The following is an 18907-nucleotide window of genomic DNA, read 5'->3' on the forward strand; positions in this document are numbered from 1 at the left end:
GCGTTGCGCCACACGGGAGGTGGGATAATCCAGCCCGTGAAGCACGCCAGACCGCCGCTGGTGCAATCTGGGAAACCAGGCACTGGAGGAACGTCCGGACTGCACAGGACAGCGTAGCAGCTAACGGCTGCCCACCGTGAGGTGAGGATCAGAGCAACAGAGACGAGTCCGGGTGGAAACTACCTGCCGCGGAGTGTTCTGTGAGGCGCCAGCGCAAGCTGGCGAGAGGACAGCGAGAGCTGTCCGAACCCGGCGAAAGCGGGGTCCGAACAGCCACCCCGAGCGGGCAAGCCCGCTCGGGGTGAAACGGGCAATCTCTACGCGCAGCAATACCAAGTAGGCCAGCGTTGATGTGGTTCCGCAGAGCTGGCGGGTAGGTAGCACCGAGCCGTGGTGGCGACACCCGGCCCAGATTAATGGCGGTCACACTGCGGGCAACCGTGGTGCACAGAATCCGGCTTATCGGCGTGCTTCACACTTTATTCCGACGACCCGGCACACCGGCAGCAGCGACAGCCGCAGCATCATCACGGGGTGATCACGCACTGCAGCGACGACGCCCGGGCCTTGCCTGCACCGACGGCGAACGAGATGGCCGCAGAGGCCACATCCTCACCCGCCGCGTGGCGAATGGTCACCGTACATTGCGCCGCCTTGCTGCAACTCCCCTCGATCACATTCGTGCCTGCATACAGGTACGCCATGCGCATGGCCAGCAGATCCTTGACCTTGGCTTTTCCAGCCTGACCAAAATCGCCATGGCATGAGGATGCGCGGGGAATGGTGTCGTTGGCGGCGGCAAGCAAGGCGCTCAAGGCCTTTTGCGTGGCGACCGGGTCCGCAGCGGCAGCGGCTGATGCACCGGCCGCGAACGCGGGCGCTGCCAAGGTGCAGCCGAGCCCGATGGCTGCTGCGCACAGCAGGCGCACACCGCGTTTCACGGTGCCACCCCGTAGTACAGGGAAATATCGGCGCCGGCGTAACTGTTCTTGAACTTGCTGTGGAACGCTTCCACGGAGTTGTCGACCACGACCTTGTGCTGGCTGTTGGAGAAGTTGAACACCTTGCCGCCGTAGTGGATGCCGACGTGTTTTTGCGGCACGGGCCCCATCACGTTGTTCACCACGTTGGATGCGGACAGGACAAAGATCAGGAGCCCGTCGGTGATCGCGGGCTTGTCTTCCCATTTGCCCTTGAGGGCCAGCCGGTTGTAGAGCTCGTCGCAGCGGATGGACCCACCGGTCTTTTTGGTGGCGAACTTCATGTCGCCGCACAGCATGCCCAGTTTGATGCCCAGTGCGTGGCTTACAAAATGTGCGCAATGATTTTGCGTGGAGGAGTCGAATTTGTTGGAGCAGATGTCGGAGATCGGCTTGCCGACGAAGGCATTGAGTGCGGTGAGTGTCGTGCTCATGGGTGGTGGAGAGGGGATGGGTGAGCCCTGCCGGTCAGCAGGGCAATACACCGCCTGGGTTCCAATCCCTGCGTCTGCGAGGAATCGACCTCGTCCATGCAAGGCAGGCGGCTGCGAACCCGGCCATTCTCTGTATGCAGACGCCAATGGCTGTTACCTTGTGTTTGTTTGGGTAACAAATTCAGTGGTTTGTGCTGCCTCCATGGCGGGTTGCGGCATCGGAATGCCATCCAAACCGCATCGTCAGTTCATCCAGCTGTTGCGTCCAGCAACGCCGTGTCAGTCCTTGCCGCAGTGCGGTGCGTGGCCTTGTTCCAGCTCGGTGGCCCGGCGCACGGTGTCCGGGTGGCTGCTGAGCAGCGACCACACGGGGTGGGCCTCCAGCTCTGCGCGGGCCTGGCCCTTGGAGCTGGGTGCGGGGGCGCTGCCCGATGGTGCAGGAGCCGATGCCGCGGTATCCGCACCCTGGCCTGGGGTGGTCGCGGCGCTGCCTTTTTCCTGGGCTTTTGGCTTCTTGCTCTTTTTTTCTTCTTCTTCCTCTTCGTCCCGCGCAATGGCCAGCAGCAGCTTGCCCATGGGCGCAGTGGGCAGGGCGGTGTGGCGCATGAGGGCAATGGCGTAGCAGTCGGCTTCGCGCTCGTGGCTGCGGCTGTAGGCCAGGCCGGTGAGCACCGATGCGCCGGTGGACACGACGCCCGACACGTCGCCCAGCGCCAGGCCCAGGCCCATGTTGAGCACGCCTTGCTCGACCACCATGCGGGTGGTGTGGCGGTGCACGACGTGGCCGATCTCGTGCGCCAGCACGCCCACCAGGGCGTCGTCGGGCAGGCCCTTCTCGGCCGCGGCCTTGACGATGCCGTCGGTCATCACGATCTTGCCGCCGGGCAGCGCGAACGCATTGGCGCCCATGCCCGCGCGGAACTCCAGCGACAGGGGCGGGCGGTAGTCGGGGTACCGGTGCAACGTCTTCGGAGTCTGCTGCACCAGTGCGTCGAAGCGCGCCTTGAGCTGGTCTTGCCGCTCGCGGGGCAGTTTGCTGGGCTTGAGGGTGCCGTCGTCCATCTGCCTGAGCACGTTCTCGGCCACGCTGGTTTCCCAGCCCACCGGCACGAAGCGGGTGAGCTGCGTGGCGGCCCAGGGCGTGCCGTAGCGGTAGAACAGCGTGAGGCCGATGGCCGCCGCCACCGTCACGCCCAGCAGCACGGGCCAGCGCGTCTGCATGCGCTGGGCGATGCCGGGGCGCTCGCCCGCGGCGGCCAGCGCGGCGCGCCAGTCGGCCACGGCGTCGATCTCGAGGCTGCCCTGGTCGCGCAGGTCCACCACCACGCGGGGCTGGGGCTTGTGCTCGTTCCAGGCCTCGGGCCAGCCCACGTCCTTCCAGGCAAAGACCACGGGCTCGGCACCGGGCTGCGAAAGCGGGTGCAGCACCAGCGACGGCCCACGGGGCGTGGGCTGCAGGCTCACCATCACGGGCCGGGCCTTGCTGCTCAGCCCGTCGAACCAGCGTCCCTGCAGCAGGCGGGCCGGGGGCGTGGTGGGGTCACTCATCCGATGAGGTCCAGGCCGGCCGCGTCGGCCAGCGCATCGCCCAGGCCGCCCTGCTGCTGGCGGACCATGGTGCCGGCCACCTGCTCCACGCCGCCCTTGACGTGCAGGGTCACCGATTCGAGCTTCATGCGGTATTCGCTCACGCGGGCAAACGGGCGGTACAGGCCCAGCGTGAACAATGTCAGGAACATGTTCTTGATGCGCAGGCCCACGTAGCCGCCGCTCTTGAGGTGGCACTTGAAGCGGGCCACATGGCTCACGCCCGTGTTGTTCCACAGCAGCTGGAACATGCGGGCCTCGCGGTACGCGCGGGCCGGGGCCGACGCGAGGAACAGCAGCAGCATGCCGCCGATGATGGAGGCGAAGATGATCACGAACAGCCAGAAGCCCAGCTTGTCCGAGGTGGCCACCAGCAGCGCGATGGAGCTGCCCGCCAGCACCGCGATCAGCGTGGCGATGACCACCACGCACAGGATGAACACGGCCACCGTGGCCAGCCACACCTTCACGAAGTCCATGTACACCGGCTTCCAGCGGCCGCGTTCGGCGCCCACCTGGGCGCGCAGCACCAGCAGGCTCTTGTAGTTGTATTCCAGCCGGATGAAGCACAGCACCGTCAGCACCAGGCCCAGCGCCAGCAGGCCGCCCATGGCGGGGGTGAAGCTGGGCAGCGCCCGCTTGACGCCTTCTTCGGCTTCTTCCACCGCCTCCATGGCCTGGGCCAGTTCGGGCGACAGCATCTGCATGCCGAAGAACACGGCGAACCACACCAGGGCCAGCGCAAACATCGGCCAGCTGGCGATGTAGACCTCTTTCCAGCTGGCGGTGAACTGCAGGCGCAGACCGCGCCAGCGCGTGGCACCCAGGCGAAAGCGCATGGCGCTGCCCCAGATCAGCGGCGAGAGCAGCGCGCCCGTCAGCAAGAACACGCCCACGGCGGTATCCTGGCCGGTGTTGGCGGCGATGTTGTAGGCGATGGTGATCAGCGTCAGCAGCACAAAGCCCATCACCATCTTGCGCTGCTGCGCGGTGAATTCGAGCGGGCTGCCCGCCACCAGCGTGTGGCTGTAGAAGTACTGCGCAGTGCGCCGCCGCGCCCAGGGCGTGTAGATGCCCAGTGTGACAATGGACAGCAGCACGTTGACGATCCACACCCTGAAATACTCGCCACCGCTCCCGGTGAATTCGAGCGGGTACGCATCGATGTTCTGCGGCATGAAGGTCGACATCGGTCCCGCCGAGCCGCCGGTCTTGTTTTCGTTCATGAACTCACTCCCTCCTGAGTGGCAGGCAGTGTAGCAGCGAGGCACGGGTGCGAAATTAAAGCAAAAATGGCCTCTACCGCTTGATAGGCAAACGCCAGTAGCTATATTTTTAATAGCATTGGTCGCCCACCACACGCCGTCCGCATAGGGCGCGCCCCCGCCAGCGCACCCGTGGATCTGGCTTCGCCAGGCCACGGGGTGCGTCCCCCTTGGCGGGAAGCGGCGCAGCCGCTCAGGGGGGGCATCAGTTCTTCCCGTGGATCTGGCTTAGCCAGTCCACCGGGTGCGTCCCCCTCAGGGGGATGGCGCCGAAGGCGACTCAGGGGGAGTCAGAATTTTTCCCAGGGTTGAAGATACCGCCACTGCCCCTCGGGCACCTTGGCCAGCGGCACCCGGCCGATGCGGATGCGCTTGATCGCCACCACCGACAGGCCCACGGCCTCGCACATCGCCGGGATCTGCCCGGGCCGGATGCCCTTGAGCGCAAACCGCAGCTTCGTCTCGTTCTGCCAGCTCACTTTGATGGGCGGCAGCGGGCGGCCGTTGAAGGTGAGGCCGTGGCACAGGCGCTGCAGGCCGTTCGGGGCGATCTCGCCTTTCACCTCGACGATGCACTCCTGCTCCAGCGACTCGATGTCTTCGGCCAGCTTGCGCCCGATGCGCTTGTCCTGCGTGTAAACCACGAGCCCGCTGGCCTCAGTCGGCAGGGGCGTGAAGCATTCGAGGTGCCGGAAGTGCCGCTGCAGCACGCGGATGCCCGAGGCGTCTTCCGCCAGGTGCGACGCGGCGCCCAGCAGCGTGGTGGCGGGCGTGGCGCCCTGGCTGCGGCTGCCGTGACTGCCGTGGCTGCCATGACTGCCGGATGGCGTGCCGTGGGCGCCGCCTCCGCCTCCGCCGCCGCCGGGCGCGCTCTGGCCCAGGCCCGCTTCAAATCCGGCGGGCTTGTGCAGCAGCAGCGTGACGGGCGTGAGTTCCAGCAGGCTGGCATCGGGGTCCACCGTCACGGCCTGGTCGGGGCGCACGCGGGCGCCGGGCGCTTCCACCACCTGGCCGTCCACGCTCACGAAGCCGCCCTCGATGAACTGCTCCGCCGTGCTGCGCGAGCAGTTGAGTTGGTCGGCCACGCGCTTGGCCAGGCGGATGTGGGAAGGGTCAGGGTTCTTGTCGGTCATACATCAAAGGTGAACATTCGCCGTGCGCGTGTCGAGGGTGTAGGTGGGTGATTGTCGGCGGTGCACTCCCCACGAGCGCGGCCTGTCGCCAGTGCCACCGTGGAACTGGCTCTGCCAGGGCACGGGTGGCGTCCCCCTGGGGGGAAGCGGCGCAGCCGCTCAGGGGGGCTTCTCAACCTTCAAGTTGCAGGGACTGGATGCGTTCCACATGCGCCAGCAGCGACCGCTGCGCCACCGGCCACATGCGCGGCGGCACGTCGTCGTAGGCGTGGCGCACCCAGTCTTCCATGGTGCCCTCTGGCAGCGCCTGCATGGCGGCCATCACCTTGGCTTCGCGTGCGAGGCGGTGGGCCTTGAGCTTGGCGATGGCGCTGCGGGCCTGGCCCAGCACATAGCCGTGCGCGGGCAGGATGAACTCCACGCCGTGCTGCGCGCAGACCGCATCCAGCCGGTCGAGCGAGTCGAGGTAGTCGGCCATGTTGCCGTCCGGCGGGTCCACCACCGTGGTGCTGCCGTTCAGGATGTGGTCGCCGCTGAACAGCAAGGCGTCTTCCACCAGCAGCAGGCACAGGTGGTTGGCGGCATGGCCGGGCGTGTGGATCACCTGCAGGGTGTGGGTGACGGGGCCCTCTGCCGCTTGTCCTGCAAGCGTCAGCAGCTCATTGTTTTGTAGCACCCGGTCGGGCGTGAAGGCGCTGGCTGCGCGCGCCGTGGGCGCGGACGGCAGGCCCAGGATGGGCGGCGGCGCCTTGCCCGCCTGCACGCACAGCGCCTGCAGCGGCGCCGCGCCCGGCGAGTGGTCCGCGTGCGAATGCGTGCACACGATCATGCGGATGTCGCCACCCGCTGCGCGCCAGAGCGTGTCCAGGTGCTCCGGGTCTGCCGGGCCGGGGTCGATGGCGATGAACCCGGTGGCCGGGTCGCCCACCAGGTAGCTGTTGGTGCCGGGCCCGGTCATCACGCCGGGGTTGGGCGCGGTCAGGCGTTGCACGTTGCGCAGCAGCGGCACGGGCTGCGCGGTCTGCCAGTCGAGCGCGTGGACGATCTGCCCGTCGGGGCACACCAGCGCCAGCTCGCCGTAGGGCGTGTCGCTCTCCATGTAGCGCGCTTCCTTGCCGGCCAGGGTGCCGGCGCGCGGGCAGCTGGTCCACAGCGGCTGCTCATCGGCCAGCGCATCGAACACGGCCTGCGTGGTGCCGAACTGCGCCAGCCGCTGCAGCGTGCGCACGGTCGGAAAGATCATGAAGAACTGCCCCGCCTCGTGCCGCGCGAGCGCATCGGCCGGGCGCACCCACACGGGCTCGAACTGCTCGGCCTCGTCGGCCACCGGCTCCTGGCCTTCTTCAGGCATGCGTGCCACGAGAAACGGCACGTCGAAGCGGCGCGGCAGGTCGCGGTCGGTCGTCCAGTGCGCCAGCACGAACACGCTGTCGGCCGCGAGCCGCAGGCCGCGTGCGCTGCATTGCTGGGCGAAGGGCTGGTGGCGGTCGATGGCAGCGATGTCGGCGGCATCGGCCCAGCGGCCGTCGGCGGCGTGGCGCGCCAGCAGGACGCCCAGTTCTTCAAAGCTCTCGCGGATGGCGGCGATGGCCTGGGTGAGGTGCAGGTCGCTTTGTGTGGGGCGGCGGTCTGCGGCGGCGTGGGTGGTGGGGGCGGCGTCCAGTGCATCGATGCCGCCGCCGGGGAAGACGTATGCGCCGGGGGCGAAGCTGGCGCTGGCGGATCGGCGGGTCATGAGGACTTCGAGCCCGCTGTTGTTGCCTGTGGCGTCACGCAGCAGCAGCACGGTGGCGGCGGGGCGGGTGGCTACGGGCTCGCGGTGGGGGTGCAGTTGTTGGGTGGTGCGGGGCATCGGGGGATTATCGAGGGGGAGTGGGTTGGGTGTTCGTGTCTGTTTGGGACCTGGGTTGTGGGGGGTGGGGTCTTGTTCCCTTGGCGTTAGGGTTGGGCCTGTTGAAACCTAAGGTGTTGCACCCTCGCCCGTTCGGGCTGAGGTTGTCGAAGCGTTTGTCCGTCATCGCTGTCCGTTCGGGTTGAGCTTGTCGAAACCTTGCCCTTCCGTAACCCCATCCGTTCGGGTTGAGCGTGTCGAAACCTGGGTGCTGCTCGCGGGCTCGCTGATTCGGCAGCATGCCTGTGTTGAGGGCGGGAGCCGGGGTGCGCGCCCGGCGGCGCGGTAACTTTGTTCGCCAAGAGAAAGTCACCAAAGAGAAGGCGACCCCCAGTCTGCGACCCCTTCGCTGCGCTACGGGGCAAACCTGCGTCGGGGCGGTTGCGGGGTGCGCCGTGGAACTCACTGCGCGCCGTTGGCGCTCCGTTCAGACAACCACGGCGAGCTAGATGACGAAGCATGCGCGCTCCGACGCGCATGCTCACCCCGCAACCGCCCCGCCGCAGGCGCAGCCACAGGGGGTGGACAGCCGAACATCCGAACAGCCACACGGGCCATTGCTTCGCTCGGCCGCGCGGTCGCGGCGCGCAGCGCCTGCGCGTTCGGGGCCGAGCAACGCGATGGCCCGTGTGGATGTTCTCTCCCCTATCCCTTCAGGATGCGCCGAGGAGCGCAGGGCGWGGGGTGAGCGTGTGCCGAAGGACACACGCATCGTGAACTGACTCGCTGCGGATGTTTGAGCGTAGCGCGGCAGCGCGCAGCGAGTTCCGCAGCGCACCCCACGCGAGTGGGGACGCAGGCTGTAGGGTCGCCCTTTCTTTGGTGACTTTCTTTCGGCGACGCGAAAGAAAGTTACTCGCACGCCGGGCGACTCCCGGCCTCCGCCCTYAACAAAGGCATGCTGCCCATCAGCGAGCCTGCGAGCAGCGCCCAGGTTTCGACAAGCTCAACCCGAACGGACGTGGACCGATGTGCCCTGGTTTCGACAAGCTCAACCCGAACGGATGTGGGTCGCTGCGCCCTGGTTTCGACAGGCTCAACCCGAACGGACGTGGATCGATGTGCCCAGGTTTCGACAAGCTCAACCCGAACGGACGTGGATCGATGTGCCCCGGTTTCGACAGGCTCAACCCGAACGGCTGTGAGTGAAGTGCCCCCGCCCAGAAAAAAAGGGATGGAAGCACTCGAAGCCAGCCTCACTCAATGCCCCACAGCCACCGCCCCACCACCCCGCACCGGTATCCCACTGCGCCTGTCCAGCACCCCGCTGTAATGCGTCAACCCCAGCGACACCAACACCACCACCGCCCCAATCCACGGCGTATGCATCAACCCCAGATGCGTCACGATCAACCCCCCGCCCCACGCCGCTCCCGCAATCCCCAGATTGAACGCCGCAATGTTCAGCCCCGACGCCACATCCACCGCCTGGGGTGTGAACCGCTCGGCCTGCTTGACCACATAGACCTGCAACCCCGGCACATTGCCGAATGCCACAGCACCCCACAACAGCACGGTGACCAAAGCCAGCCAGGGGTAGGGCGCGGTGAACTGCAGCAACAACAACACCGCAGCCAGCAGCGCAAAGATGATGCGCAGCGCGGGGATGGGCCCCAGCCGGTCGGCCAGGCGGCCGCCCCAGATGTTGCCAACCGCCACCGACACGCCGTACACCAGCATCACCCAGCCCACGGCGCCCGCGCTGAAGCCCGAGATGTCCGTGAGGATGGGCGCGAGAAAAGTGAAGGGGATGAAGGTGCCGCCATAGCCGACCGCCGTCTTGGCGTACACCAGCAGCAGGCGCGGCTCGGCCAGCACGCGGGCCTGTTGCAGCAGTGACGCAGGCGGAGTGTGCGCAATGCCGCGCGGCACGAACCACGCGCTGCCGACGAAGGCCACCACGCCCAGCGCCGCCACGGCGAGGAAGGTTTCGCGCCAACCAAAATGCTGGCCGATGAAGGTGCCCAGCGGCACGCCGGTGACCAGCGCCACGGTGAGGCCGGTGAACATGATGGCGATGGCGCTCGCGGCCTTCTCGCGCGGCACGAGGCCGGTGGCGATGGTCGAGCCGATCGAGAAGAACACGCCGTGCGCCAGGCCGGTGAGGATGCGCGCGGCCACCAGCGTCTCGTAGCTCGGGGCCTGCCAGGCCAGCAGGTTGCCGGCGGTGAACAGCGCCATCAGCGACAGCAGCAGTGCCTTGCGCGGCACGCGGCCGGTGAGGGCGGTGAGCACCGGCGCGCCGACCGCCACACCCAGGGCGTACAGGCTGACCAGCAGGCCTGCAGACGGGATGCTGATGGCCAGGTCGGCTGCCACGGTGGGCAGCAGGCCGACGATCACGAACTCGGTCGTGCCGATGGCGAATGCGCTGAGCGTCAGCGCGAGCAAGGCAATGGGCATAAAGGAACACTCCTGGTAGGCAATGGTTGAATGCCTGGAGTGTGGGTGCTTGTCCTTTGCAGAAAAAGACGGTGATCAGCAGAAGATACTTGCTGCCAAATCAATAATGGCGGGTCGTCTGAACCGAGGTGCATTCCATGAAAACCACGCTCGAAGAGCTGCAGGCCTTTGTCGCCGTCGTGGACGGCGGCTCCATCACCGCGGCCGCCGACCGCCTGCACCAGACGGTCTCGGGCATCAGCCGGGCGCTGGCACGGCTGGAGAAAAAGCTCGACACCACGCTGCTGCGCCGCACCACCCGCCGCACCGAACTCACGGAGGAGGGCCAGGCCTTCCTGCAGCGCACGCGCGCCATCCTCGCGTCCATCGAAGACGCCGAAGAGCACATGGCCGCGCGCCGCCATCAGCCTGCGGGGCGGCTGCGCGTGAATGCGGCCACGCCGTTCATGCTGCACGCCGTCGTGCCGCTGGTGCCGGCGTTTCGCAGCGCTTACCCGCAGATCACCCTGGAGCTCGACACGGACGAGGGTTATATCGACCTGCTGGAGCGGCGCACCGACGTGGCGATCCGCATCGGCCAGCTGCAGGACTCGACCCTGCACGCGCGCCCGCTGTGCACCACGCGCCTGCGGGTGCTGGCCAGCCCCGAGTACCTGGCGCGCGCGGGCAGGCCCAAGAGCGTGGGGGACCTGGCGGGGCACACGCTGCTGGGCTTCAACCAGCCCGAGTCGCTCAACCGCTGGCCGCTGCGGGGCGCGCATGGGGACCAGTGGCCCATCGTGCCCCGCCTCACCGCGTCGAGCGGCGAAACCCTGCGCCAGCTGGCGCTCGCGCATGAGGGGCTGGTGTGCCTGTCGGACTTCATGACCGCAGGCGACCGCGACAGCGGCCGCCTAGTGCAGGTGCTGGCGCGCGACACGGTGGAGGTGCGCCAGCCCATCAACGCGGTGTACTACCGCAACACGCAACTGGCCGCGCGCATCGCGTGTTTTCTGGACTTTCTGCAAGAGCGCATGGGCTGACGCGGCAGCCCATGCACTGCGCCGGCCGGGCTCAGCCGCGCGCCGGAATGTTCAGGCCCTTGGCCACGGCCGGGCGCTTCACGAACGCTGCCAGCACGCGCTCGATCTCCTTGAACTGGCCGAACTCCACCAGGTCGCCCGCGCCGTAGAAGCCCACCAGGTTGCGCACCCACGGCAGGATGGCGATGTCGGCGATGGTGTAGGTGTCGCCCATCACCCACTGGCGGCCCTTCAGGCGCTCGTCCAGCACCTTCAAGAGGCGCTTCGATTCCGCCACGTAGCGGTCGCGCGGGCGCTTGTCTTCATAGTCCTTGCCGGCGAATTTGTGGAAGAAGCCGAGCTGGCCGAACATGGGGCCGAGGCCGCCCATCTGCCACATCACCCACTGCAGGGTCTCGTAGCGGCCCGCGGTGTCCTCTGGCATCAAATGGCCGGTCTTGCTGGCCAGGTACACCAGGATGGCGCCGGACTCGAACAGCGCCAGGGGCTGGCCGTCCGGCCCGTTCGGGTCCAGGATGGCCGGGATCTTGTTGTTGGGGTTGAGCGACAGGAACTCGGGCGAGGTCTGGTCGTTGGTCTCGAAGCTCACCAGGTGCGGCTCGTAGGGCAGGCCCAGCTCTTCGAGCGCGATCGACACCTTCACGCCGTTGGGCGTGGGCAGCGAGTACAGCTGAATCCGCTCCGGGTGCTGCGCGGGCCATTTGCGGGTGATGGTGAAGGCGGAGAGATCGGGCTGGGCCATGCTGAAAGATCCTTCGAAGTGGTGGTGGTAGCGGCCGTGCAGGCCGGAAAGAACGCAAGCCTAAACCGGAGTACGAATCGGTGCACGCCAGGGGCTTGCGCCGTGGGTGCGCCGCACGGCAGCCCGGCGCTGCGGTGCGTGCGATGGGGTGCGCCATGGCGGGCAGCCCGGTCCTGCGACGATAATCCCGGGGATGCAGATTCGCTTCACCAAGATGCAGGGCGCGGGCAACGATTTCGTCGTGCTCGACGAGACCCAGGGCCGCCTGGGCCTGTCCACCGCCCAGTACCGCTTTCTGGCGGACCGCCACTTCGGCGTGGGCGCCGACCAGATCCTGACCGTGCGGCCGTCGCCCGGCGACGGCATCGACTTCGAATACGTGATCCACAACGCCGACGGCGGCGAGGTCGAGCAGTGCGGCAACGGCGCCCGGTGCTTTGCGCGCTTCGTGCACGACAAGGGCCTGACGGGCCGCGACACCATCCGCGTGCAAACCAAAAGCGGCGTGATCGCCCCGCGCCTCACGGCCGACGGCCGCGTGACGGTGGACATGGGCCGCCCCGAGTTCGACCCGGCCAAGGTGCCGTTCGACCCCGCCGGCCTCACGCCCGTGGACCAGGGGTCGGGGCAAAAATGGCCGCTGTCGCTCGATGGGCAAGCGCAAGCAGCTCCTGTTTTTGTAGCGGTGGCCTCCATGGGCAACCCGCATGCCGTGCAGCTGGTGGACAACGTGGACACGGCGCCCGTCGCGCAGACCGGCCCGCTCATCGAACACCACGCGCGCTTTCCGCAGCGCGTGAACGCCGGCTACCTGCAGGTCGTGGACCGCAGCCATGTGCGGCTGCGCGTGTTCGAGCGCGGCGTGGGCGAGACCCTGGCCTGCGGCACCGGCGCCTGCGCGGCCGTGGCCTCGGGCATCCGCCTGGGCCTGCTGGACGCCGAAGTGCAGGTCGAGACCCGCGGCGGAGTGCTCACCATCGCCTGGAGCGGCCAGGCGGCCGATTCCGTTTTCATGACCGGCCCGGCCACCACGGTGTTCGAAGGCCAGATCGACATTCCCGACACCCTCCTATGACGACGTCCCACATCCCACCGATCACCGAAGACGACATCGCCCAGTTCCTCACCAACACGCCGGGCTTCTTCGAGCGCCACGCGGAGGTACTGGCCAGCGTGCAGATCACCAGCCCCCACGGTGCCCGCGCCGTGAGCCTGCAGGAGCGCCAGGCCGAGATGCTGCGCGAGAAGATCAAGGGCCTGGAGCAGCGCATCATGGAGATGGTGCGCAACAGCACCGAAAACGCCACCATCGCGCACAAGGTGCACCAGTGGACCAGCGCGCTGCTGGAGGTCAAGGACCCGTTCGACCTGCCGCAGGCCGTGGTGGACGGCTTGCGCACGCTGTTCGACGTGCCCCAGGCGGCGGTGCGCGTGTGGGACGTGGCCGGCCCGTACATCGATGCCGACTTCACCCAGGGCGCGAGCGAGGACGCGCGCGCGTTCGCCTCGTCGCTGACCATGCCGTTCTGCGGTCCCAACCTGGGCTTCGAGCCGGCCGGCTGGCTGGCGCAGGAGCCGGGCGAACCCGCCCAGTCGCTCGCGCTGCTGCCGCTGCGCGCGGGGGCCATCGACAGCGCCACGCCGGCGTTCGGCCTGCTGGTGCTGGGCTCGCCCGATGCGCACCGCTTTGACGCGACCATGGGCACGGACTTCCTGGCGCGCATGGCCGAGCTGGCCAGTGCGGCGCTGATCCGCCTGAAATGAGCTCCCCCCTGAGCCGCTCCGCGTCTTCCCCACAAAGGGGGGACGCCACCCGTGGCCCGGCGAAGCCGGTTCCACGGTGGCGCTGGCGTGGGGGCGCGCCGGTTGCGGCCTTCGCGCGGGTGGTTTAGAGCTTCAAGGCTGCTGCCGTTCTGTTTGGCGTTACCACCATGTCCGACGCTCCGGCTGCCTTGCCATTGCCCACCGACCCGCAGGTGCTGCGCTATCTGGAGCATGTGCGGGTGGAGAAGCGGCTGGCGGACCGCACGCTCACGCTGTACACGCTGGACCTCGCACGGCTGGCGCAGTTCGCGCACGGGGTGAATCTGCCGCTGCTGCAGCTGACGAGTGCGCACATCCGCCGCTTCGTGGCGCAGATGCACAGTGCGGGGCGCAGCGGGCGGGGGATTGCGCTCATTTTGTCGGGCTGGCGCGGGTTCTTCATCTGGGCCGGGCGCCAGGGCCTGATCGATCACAACCCGGTGCAGGACGTGCGTGCGCCCAAGGCGCCGAAGCCCCTGCCCAAGGCGCTGGGCGTGGACGACGCGGTGCGCCTGGCCGAGTTCGACAACACTGGCGCCGACCCGTGGCTGGAGGCGCGTGACGCGGCCATGGTCGAGCTGCTGTACGGCTGCGGCCTGCGCGTGGGCGAGCTGGCGGGGCTGGACGCGGTGCCCGGCCCCGACACCCAGCGCCTGGGCCGCGGCTGGGTGGACCTGCAGGCGGGCGAAGCCCATGTGTTCGGCAAGGGCAGCAAGCGCCGCAGCGTGCCCGTGGGCCGCGCCGCCACCCAGGCGTTGCAGGCCTGGCTGCAGCTGCGGGCCACGCCGTTTGGCGGCGAGGGTGCCGCGCGGCTCGACGCTGCGCTGTTCGTCGGCCAGCGTGGCGCCCGGCTCACGGCGCAGTCGATCTGGCTGCGCCTGCGCCAGCGCAGCCAGCAGGCGGGGCTGACCACGCCGGTGCACCCGCACATGCTGCGCCACTCGTTCGCCAGCCATTTGCTGCAAAGCAGCGGCGACCTGCGCGCGGTGCAGGAGCTGCTGGGGCACGCCAACATCACCACCACGCAGGTGTACACGCGGCTGGATTTTCAGCACCTGGCCAAGGTGTATGACGCGGCGCATCCTCGCGCAAGAAAAAAGTAGCCCCCCTGAGGCGCTGCGCGCCTTCCCCCGAGGGGGACGCACCCCCTGGCCCGGCAAAGCCAGCTCCACGGGAAGGATGGGTCGCCCCCTGAGCGGCGTTGCCGCTTCCCCCGAGGGGGACGCACCCCCTGGCCTGGCAAAGCCAGCTCCACGGGTGCACTGGTGGGGGCGGCGCGCGCTGCGGGCGTTGGTGGTTGCGGGGCCGGTGTCTGGCGCTGATCGGGCATGCGGCGGGTCGGGGTGGTTCTCGTTGTCTGGGGCCATGGAACCAAGATGTGAGGCTGTGCATCCGAGCAGGGGGTGCTTGCTGTAGGGTGCCTTGGAGTGTTGTGCCATGTTGCTGAAATGGGTCAAATCGAACCGTGGGTTCATCGTGTTGCTGCTGTGCTTCGGCATCTTTCGCACGGCGGTGGCGGACTGGAATCCGATTCCTTCGGGGTCCATGCGGCCTACGCTGCTGGAGGGGGATGTGGTGTTCGTCAACCGGCTGGCCTATGACCTGAAGGTGCCGCTCACCGATGTGGTGGTGGCGCGGTTGGGGGATCCGACGCGGGGGGATGTGGTCACGTTCTCCTCGCCGCTGGACGGCACGCGGCTCATCAAGCGCATTGCGGCGCTGCCGGGCGACACGGTGGAGATGCGCGACGAGGTGCTGTACCTCAACGGCCAGGCGGCGCGCTACGACGCGCCCGAGGCGGTGACCGAGCACCTGGCCGAGTTGGGCGCCGAAGTGCCCGCCACGCGCTGGACGGAGCACCTGGACGGCCACGAGCGGCGCGTGCAGTGGCTGCAGGGCGTGACGGCCCACAGCAGCTTCGGGCCGGTGACGGTGCCCGAGGGCCAGTACCTGGTGCTGGGCGACAACCGGGACAACAGCGCGGACTCCCGCTACATCGGCTTCGTGCCGCGGCACCTGCTCATCGGCCAGGCGCGGCGGGTGCTGGTGTCGGCCGACATCCTGGAGAACTGGGCGCCCCGCATCGGGCGCATCGGCCACCCGCTCTGACCCGGGCGGGCCGTCAGCAAGTGCAGGGCGGCACGGTCAGCGCCCTGCAGCACTGGCCGGCGGCGGGGCGCATTCACGCGACAATCGCCCCATCATGAAAACCCTTCGCCTTCGCCCTGGCAAAGAGCGCTCGCTCTTGCGCCGCCACCCCTGGATTTTTGAATCGGCCATCGCCAAAGGCGGCGCCGACAGCGGCGAGACCGTGCGCGTGGAGTCGCACGAGGGCCAGTTCCTGGCCTGGGCCGCGTTCAGCCCCAGCTCGCGCATCCGCGCACGGGTGTGGAGCTTCGACGAGGCGCAGCGCATCGATGCTCCTTTTTTCATAGCTGCTTGCGCGCGCTCCATCATTGCCAGAGCCCGTTTTGATGTGCAAAGCGACGGTGTGCGCCTAGTGCACGGCGAGTCCGACGGCCTGCCGGGCCTCATCGTGGACCGCTATGGCGACACCCTGGTCGCGCAGTTCACCAGCGCCGGGACCGAGCGCTGGAAAGCCGTGATCGCCGATGCCCTGCTGCGCGAGACGGGCTTGGCCAAGCTGTATGAACGCTCGGACGCCAGCGTGCGCGCGCTCGAGGGCCTCGAGCCCGCCACCGGCTGGCTGCGCGGCGGCCCCACGGGTACGCCGGGCGACGGCGAAGGCCCCCCGCTCGAGCTCACCATCCACGAACACCAGTGGAATTTGACGCTGAACATCGCCGAAGGCCACAAGACCGGCTTCTACCTGGACCAGCGCGACAGCCGCAAGCGCTTTGCCGACTACGCGCAGCGCCTGGGCTTCAAGGACGTGCTCAACTGCTTTTGCTACACCGGCGGCTTCAGCGTGGCCGCGCTCGCGGGCATGCGCGCCGGCGGCGCATCGGCGGACGGGCATGTGACGTCCATCGACTCGTCGGGCCCGGCCCTGGAGCGCGCCCGCGCCCATGTGGCGCTCAACGGGTTCGACCTGAACCACGCCAGCTTCATGGATGCGGACGTGAACGCCTCGCTGCGCCAGTTTCTCAAGGAAGGCCGGCGCTTCGACGCCATCGTGCTCGACCCGCCGAAGTTTGCGCCCACTGCGGCCCATGCCGAGCGCGCTGCACGCGCGTACAAGGACATCAACCGCCTGGCGCTGCAGTTGCTTTCGCCCGGCGGCGTGCTGTTCACCTTCTCGTGCTCGGGCGGCATCAGCGCAGACCTGTTCCACAAGATCGTCGCATCAGCGGGCGCCGATGCGGGCGTGGACGGCTTCATCCTGGAGCGTCTGGGCGGCGCGCCCGACCACCCGATGACCCTCGAATTCCCCGAAGGCGAGTACCTCAAGGGCCTGGTGGTGATGCGCAAGGGCTGAACGCGGCAAGGGCTTGACAGCGTCGGTACACTGAAAACAACCCCTTGCGCCACGCACACCCGGCCCGCAGTGCCGGGTGCAGCGCATGGGTTCATCCCTTGAAGGACACACAACATGGCATTGATCCCCGTCACCATCCTCACCGGCTTCCTGGGCTCGGGCAAGACCACCTTGCTCAAGCGCCTGCTCTCCGAAGCCCACGGCCAGAAGATCGCCGTGATCGAGAACGAATTCGGCGAAGAGAACATCGACAACGACATCCTCGTGACCGAGTCCAAGGAGCAGATCGTTCAGATGAGCAACGGCTGCATCTGCTGCACCATCCGCGAAGACCTGCGCGAGACGCTGCAGCTGCTGGCCGCCAAGAAGCGCAAGAACCTGCTGGAGTTCGACCGCATCGTCATCGAGACCACCGGCGTGGCCGACCCCGGCCCCGTCGCGCAGACCTTCTTCATGGACGAGGAGATCGCCGAGACCTACCTCATCGACTCCATCATCACGCTGGTGGACGCCAAGCACGCGCCCCAGCAGCTCAACGACCGCCAGGAAGCGCGCCGCCAGGTGGGCTTTGCCGACCAGATCTTCTTGTCCAAGACCGATCTGGTCTCCCAGGAGGAGACCGACGCGCTGATCCATCGCTTGAAGCACATGAACCCCCGCGCACCCATCAAGGCCGTGCATTTCGGCGAGGTGCCCTTGAAGGAAGTGCTGGACCTGCGGGGCTTCAACCTCAATGCCAAGCTCGATATCGACCCCGAGTTCCTCAAGGAAGAGGGCGATGGTCATGACCAGGGCCATGACCACCACGACCATGACCACGAGCACGGCGAGCACTGCAGCCACCCCTCGCACCAGCACGACCATGGGCACGGCCACCACCATCACCATGACGACGACGTGAAGAGTTTCGTCTTTCGCTCCGAGCGGCCGTTCGATCCGGCCAAGCTCGAGGATTTCCTGGGCGCCATCGTCAATATTTACGGCCCGCGCATGCTGCGCTACAAAGGGGTGCTTAATATGAAGGGCACCGAGCGCAAGGTGATCTTCCAGGGTGTGCACCAGCTCATGGGCAGCGACCTGGGCCCCCAGTGGGCCGAGGGCGAGCAGCGTTTGAGCAAGATGGTCTTCATCGGCATCGACCTGCCCAAGGACATCTTTCTGCAAGGGCTGGAGCAAAGCCTCGTTTGATCCATTCGTAGGACGGGGCGCCGATCCCGGCCCGATTTGTGTTGTATCCGCAACGTTTCCGTTTGCGTCAGCCCAGGTCGATACAATCGCGCCGCGGTAAAACCCCGGAAGGCTTGCCACCCGCCCCAAGCCGCGTTAGCGGTGCAAGGGCCCGCCCGTACAGCGAGGAGACCAGGAAGTGAAAGCCGATACCAGCAAACCCAAGGCCGCCACCAAGGCAGCGAAGCCCGCCGCCGCGGCCCAGCGCCCTGCAGCCCCTGCTGCGACCAAGGCTGCTGCCAAAGCCGCTCCGGCCAAGACCGCCGCTGCCGTCCCCAAGGCGGCCGCGGCCAAGGTAGCCAGTCCCGCAGTGGCAGCACCGGCGCCCGTTGCCGCCGCACCCGCACAGCCGGGGGGGGTACCCGCGCGCACGACCCGGCCTTCTTCCCGATTGGCCCAATTGACCGTACCATCCATGGCACAGACAGTGGCTTCCACCGCTGCCAAAGCCAGTTATCTACATACCATGCCCACGACTGCGCAAGCGCACCCCACTTTCACGGCTGCCAAAAAAGACCCCAAGCTGGCGAACAACTGGAAGACCAAGTCCGCCGCCGAGCTGACGGATGCCGAAGTCATGGCGATGCCGGACAGCGAGTACATGAACGACAAGCAGATGGCGTTCTTCCGCCTGAAGCTCGTTCAGCTCAAGCAGGACATCCACAACAGCGCTGGCGAGACCACCGAGCACCTGCGTGAAGACACCGTGGTGGTGCCCGACCCGGCCGACCGCGCGACCATCGAAGAAGAGCACGCCCTCGAGCTGCGCACCCGCGACCGCGAGCGCAAGCTGCTCAAGAAGATCGAGCAATCCATCGCCCGCATCGACGCTGGCGACTACGGCTATTGCGACGAAACCGGCGAGCCCATCGGCGTCGGCCGCCTGATCGCACGCCCCACCGCCACGCTGTCGCTGGAGGCGCAGCAGCGCCGCGAACTCAAGCAGAAGATGTTCGGGGACTGATCGGGCGCTGGCCTGAC

16 protein-coding genes and 1 other RNA gene are annotated in these 18907 nt (G+C 67.6%); 9 read left to right on the forward strand and 8 right to left on the reverse strand.

Going from position 1 to position 18907, the window contains the following annotated elements; all coding sequences use genetic code 11:
* Positions 1 to 38 precede the first annotated feature (38 nt).
* An RNA gene (rnpB, locus tag ASG27_RS11625) (RNase P RNA component class A) lies at positions 39 to 478 on the forward strand.
* 49 nt (positions 479 to 527) lie between these two features.
* On the opposite strand, the gene ASG27_RS08935 is transcribed toward rnpB, so the two are convergent.
* From ASG27_RS08935 to ASG27_RS08965, 7 genes are all read right to left on the reverse strand, one after another.
* Positions 528 to 941, reverse strand: coding sequence for a hypothetical protein (locus tag ASG27_RS08935; RefSeq protein WP_056417063.1), 414 nt, complete (start codon positions 939 to 941; stop codon positions 528 to 530).
* Positions 938 to 1414 (reverse strand): hypothetical protein, encoded by a 477-nt coding sequence (locus ASG27_RS08940; protein WP_056417065.1) that lies wholly within the window; start codon positions 1412 to 1414, stop codon positions 938 to 940. Before ASG27_RS08940 ends, ASG27_RS08935 begins: the two co-directional genes overlap by 4 nt.
* A gap of 279 nt (positions 1415 to 1693) precedes the next feature.
* The gene (locus ASG27_RS08945; RefSeq protein WP_056417068.1) at positions 1694 to 2962 is read right to left on the reverse strand and encodes a M48 family metallopeptidase; all 1269 of its coding nucleotides are present in this window, start codon (positions 2960 to 2962) and stop codon (positions 1694 to 1696) included.
* Entirely contained in the window at positions 2959 to 4227 is a 1269-nt protein-coding gene (locus ASG27_RS08950; RefSeq protein ID WP_056417071.1) for a YjgN family protein, read from the reverse strand. The genes ASG27_RS08945 and ASG27_RS08950 overlap by 4 nt, the downstream gene beginning before the upstream one ends.
* Positions 4228 to 4556: 329 nt before the next feature.
* Positions 4557 to 5399, reverse strand: a complete 843-nt coding sequence (locus ASG27_RS08955) for an rRNA pseudouridine synthase (protein ID WP_056417074.1) — start codon at positions 5397 to 5399, stop codon at positions 4557 to 4559.
* A 172-nt stretch (positions 5400 to 5571) separates the two neighbouring features.
* Positions 5572 to 7251 (reverse strand): MBL fold metallo-hydrolase, encoded by a 1680-nt coding sequence (locus tag ASG27_RS08960; RefSeq protein ID WP_056417077.1) that lies wholly within the window; start codon positions 7249 to 7251, stop codon positions 5572 to 5574.
* Between the two features lie 1239 nt (positions 7252 to 8490).
* The gene (locus ASG27_RS08965) at positions 8491 to 9693 is read right to left on the reverse strand and encodes an MFS transporter (protein WP_056415019.1); all 1203 of its coding nucleotides are present in this window, start codon (positions 9691 to 9693) and stop codon (positions 8491 to 8493) included.
* A gap of 137 nt (positions 9694 to 9830) precedes the next feature.
* Between ASG27_RS08965 and ASG27_RS08970 the strand changes: the two genes are divergently transcribed.
* Positions 9831 to 10715 carry a LysR family transcriptional regulator gene (locus ASG27_RS08970; RefSeq protein WP_056415022.1) on the forward strand — a complete coding sequence of 295 codons (885 nt, stop codon included), beginning with the start codon at positions 9831 to 9833 and terminating at the stop codon, positions 10713 to 10715.
* Between the two features lie 31 nt (positions 10716 to 10746).
* On the opposite strand, the gene ASG27_RS08975 is transcribed toward ASG27_RS08970, so the two are convergent.
* The gene (locus tag ASG27_RS08975; RefSeq protein ID WP_056415026.1) at positions 10747 to 11457 is read right to left on the reverse strand and encodes a glutathione S-transferase N-terminal domain-containing protein; all 711 of its coding nucleotides are present in this window, start codon (positions 11455 to 11457) and stop codon (positions 10747 to 10749) included.
* Between the two features lie 193 nt (positions 11458 to 11650).
* Here ASG27_RS08975 and dapF point away from each other — a divergent pair, with 193 nt between their 5' ends.
* The 7 genes from dapF to dksA all read left to right on the forward strand — a co-directional run bounded on the left by dapF (position 11651) and on the right by dksA (position 18890).
* Positions 11651 to 12532 (forward strand): diaminopimelate epimerase, encoded by an 882-nt coding sequence (dapF, locus tag ASG27_RS08980; RefSeq protein WP_056415029.1) that lies wholly within the window; start codon positions 11651 to 11653, stop codon positions 12530 to 12532.
* A complete protein-coding gene (locus ASG27_RS08985) occupies positions 12529 to 13221 on the forward strand; it encodes a DUF484 family protein (protein WP_056173087.1) in 693 nt (230 codons plus the stop codon). The genes dapF and ASG27_RS08985 overlap by 4 nt, the downstream gene beginning before the upstream one ends.
* 167 nt (positions 13222 to 13388) lie before the next feature.
* Complete coding sequence (locus tag ASG27_RS08990; protein WP_056415031.1) at positions 13389 to 14363, forward strand: tyrosine recombinase XerC; 975 nt, start codon at positions 13389 to 13391, stop codon at positions 14361 to 14363.
* Between the two features lie 334 nt (positions 14364 to 14697).
* The gene (gene lepB, locus ASG27_RS08995; RefSeq protein WP_082485888.1) at positions 14698 to 15369 is read left to right on the forward strand and encodes a signal peptidase I; all 672 of its coding nucleotides are present in this window, start codon (positions 14698 to 14700) and stop codon (positions 15367 to 15369) included.
* A 94-nt stretch (positions 15370 to 15463) separates the two neighbouring features.
* Positions 15464 to 16699 carry a class I SAM-dependent rRNA methyltransferase gene (locus tag ASG27_RS09000; RefSeq protein WP_056415034.1) on the forward strand — a complete coding sequence of 412 codons (1236 nt, stop codon included), beginning with the start codon at positions 15464 to 15466 and terminating at the stop codon, positions 16697 to 16699.
* Positions 16700 to 16813: 114 nt separating this feature from the next.
* On the forward strand, positions 16814 to 17887 hold the full coding sequence (locus tag ASG27_RS09005) for a CobW family GTP-binding protein (protein WP_056415037.1): 1074 nt from the start codon (positions 16814 to 16816) through the stop codon (positions 17885 to 17887).
* Positions 17888 to 18065: 178 nt separating this feature from the next.
* On the forward strand, positions 18066 to 18890 hold the full coding sequence (gene dksA / locus ASG27_RS25870) for an RNA polymerase-binding protein DksA (protein WP_082485889.1): 825 nt from the start codon (positions 18066 to 18068) through the stop codon (positions 18888 to 18890).
* The last annotated feature ends 17 nt before the right edge of the window (positions 18891 to 18907 follow it).

Source organism: Acidovorax sp. Leaf191 (genome assembly GCF_001424425.1).
In the GTDB taxonomy this organism is placed as follows: Bacteria; Pseudomonadota; Gammaproteobacteria; order Burkholderiales; family Burkholderiaceae_C; genus Acidovorax.